General features: G+C 60.8%; 3 protein-coding genes and 1 pseudogene. 2 read left to right on the forward strand and 2 right to left on the reverse strand.

Going from position 1 to position 2,107, the window contains the following annotated elements; all coding sequences use genetic code 11:
- Together Q0341_RS13855 and Q0341_RS13860 are read left to right on the forward strand one after the other, a co-directional pair.
- A partial coding sequence (locus Q0341_RS13855) for an aminopeptidase N C-terminal domain-containing protein (RefSeq protein WP_299514479.1) occupies positions 1–269 on the forward strand: 269 nt, incomplete at its 5' end.
- A gap of 15 nt (positions 270–284) precedes the next feature.
- The gene (locus tag Q0341_RS13860; protein ID WP_299514482.1) at positions 285–1,292 is read left to right on the forward strand and encodes a class 1 fructose-bisphosphatase; all 1,008 of its coding nucleotides are present in this window, start codon (positions 285–287) and stop codon (positions 1,290–1,292) included.
- 84 nt (positions 1,293–1,376) lie between these two features.
- Here Q0341_RS13860 and Q0341_RS13865 read toward each other — a convergent pair whose 3' ends face one another.
- Both Q0341_RS13865 and Q0341_RS13870 read right to left on the reverse strand, forming a co-directional pair.
- The gene (locus Q0341_RS13865) at positions 1,377–1,544 is read right to left on the reverse strand and encodes a hypothetical protein (RefSeq protein ID WP_299514485.1); all 168 of its coding nucleotides are present in this window, start codon (positions 1,542–1,544) and stop codon (positions 1,377–1,379) included.
- Between the two features lie 25 nt (positions 1,545–1,569).
- Positions 1,570–2,107: pseudogene (locus tag Q0341_RS13870) on the reverse strand (hypothetical protein); the annotation flags it as partial.

The following is a 2,107-nucleotide window of genomic DNA, read 5'->3' on the forward strand; positions in this document are numbered from 1 at the left end:
GCCTGATTTTCAGCTACTGCAGTGCTAACCCGGCAGGCTTTCACCGCGCCGATGCAGCTGGCTATGTGTACTGGAGCGAGCAGGTGCTGGCGCTCGACGCCATCAACCCGCAAGTGGCCGCCCGTCTGGCCCGCGCCATGGACCGCTGGAGCCGCCTGGCTGAACCCTATCGGGGGGCAGCACGCGTGGCGATCGAGCGCGTGGCTGCCAAAGCCGACCTGTCGAACGACGTGCGCGAAGTCATCAGCCGTGCTCTGAGCAGCACCTGAAACCAAGGAATCCCCATGAGCAGCAAAATTTCCCTCTCTCGTTACTTGGTTGAGCAGCAACGCGACAAAGGCCACATTCCAGCCGATTTGCGCTTGCTGCTCGAAGTGGTGGCCCGCGCCTGCAAAAGCATCAGCCACGCGGTCAACAAAGGCGCGTTAGGCGGTGTGCTGGGCAGCGCCGAAAGTGAAAACGTGCAAGGCGAGGTGCAAAAAAAGCTCGACATCATCGCCAACGAAGTGCTGCTCGAAGCCAACGAATGGGGCGGGCACCTGGCGGCCATGGCTTCGGAAGAAATGGACAGCATCTATTTGGTGCCCAACCGTTATCCGCAAGGCGAATACCTTTTGCTGTTTGACCCACTGGACGGCTCATCCAACATCGACGTCAACGTCAGCATTGGCACCATCTTCAGCGTGCTCAAAAAGCCCGAAGGCAACCAAGGCGTCACCGAGCAAGACTTTTTGCAGCCCGGCAAACAACAAGTGGCAGCTGGCTACTGTGTCTATGGCCCACAAACCACCTTGGTGCTCACCGTCGGCGACGGCGTGGCCATGTTCACCTTGGACCGCGAACAAGGCTCCTTTGTGCTCACGCAAGAAAACGTGCAGGTGCCCGCCGACACCAAAGAGTTCGCCATCAACATGAGCAACATGCGCCACTGGGACGAGCCCGTGCGCCGCTACATCGACGAATGCCTGCAGGGCAAGGATGGCCCACGCGGCAAGGACTTCAACATGCGCTGGATCGCCTCCATGGTGGCCGACGTGCACCGCATCCTGACGCGTGGCGGCGTCTTCATGTACCCCTGGGACCGTCGCGAACCCCACAAGGCTGGCAAGCTGCGCTTGCTGTACGAGGCCAACCCCATGAGTTGGCTCATCGAGCAAGCTGGCGGCGCATCGACCAACGGCAAGGAGCGCATTTTGGACATGCAGCCGAGTCAACTGCACGAGCGTGTGAGCGTGATGCTGGGCTCCAAAAACGAAGTCGAGCGCGTCACCCAGTACCATGCCCAAATCTGATGCAACAGGAGAAGGCCGGGGTTGAACCCGACTTCTTTGCGCCCTCTTCGATCAGCCCTGAAGTGCCAGCCTCAGGGCTTTTTTTTAGGCACGCCCGGTGGTGCGTGCTCCCGAGCCCAAGGCCAACATCTCCAATCGGTTCAACGCACCCAGGGCTTGTACCGCTTTGCGCGTGGCACCAGGCACGTCGCTGCCGCTGGAGCGCAGAAAGTGCAAGGCCATGGCCAATGCATTTTCTGCTTCTTGGTGCATGGCCACGCCTTGTCAGTCGCTGCCCTCACTCGATCTCGTCAGGCGGAAAACCTTCCCCAGGCAGGACTGTTGCTGCAACAGGCTCGGCCACCACCGCCCTCAAGGTTTCGCGCAGCATTTTCTTCTCGGGCAAACTCAAGGCGCGAGCCAAGCGCTGGCGCATGCGCAGCAAAAGCTGGCGGTCTACTTCTTGCGGAATCCCGCGACTGATCTGCAGCGCGTCGCGCAGGTCTTCGCGCAGATCTTCCGGCTCGTCGGCCCACCAGGCAGTAATGACCTCGTGCATCGACTTGCGCAACTCTTCCACGTCTTCAACCGCCAGGCCCATGCCGATAGGCAGCTTGCCTTGCAGCATGTCGGCCAGGGCTTGAGAGTTGACCACCACCCGGCGATCGGCCTGGGCCAGCAAGCGGGCCCAACCGGGATCGGTGCGCACCATTTGCGGCATGTTGCGGGCCGACTCGTCGGCCAAAAGGTGCACACTCAGGCCGCTGAGCTGGGCTTCGTCGATAGTGGCCAAAAAACGTTCGTCGTCACTGGCCACCAGCACATGGTCACAAGCA

The sequence above is a fragment of the uncultured Limnohabitans sp. genome (genome assembly GCF_937889215.1).
In the GTDB taxonomy this organism is placed as follows: domain Bacteria; phylum Pseudomonadota; class Gammaproteobacteria; order Burkholderiales; family Burkholderiaceae_C; genus Limnohabitans_A.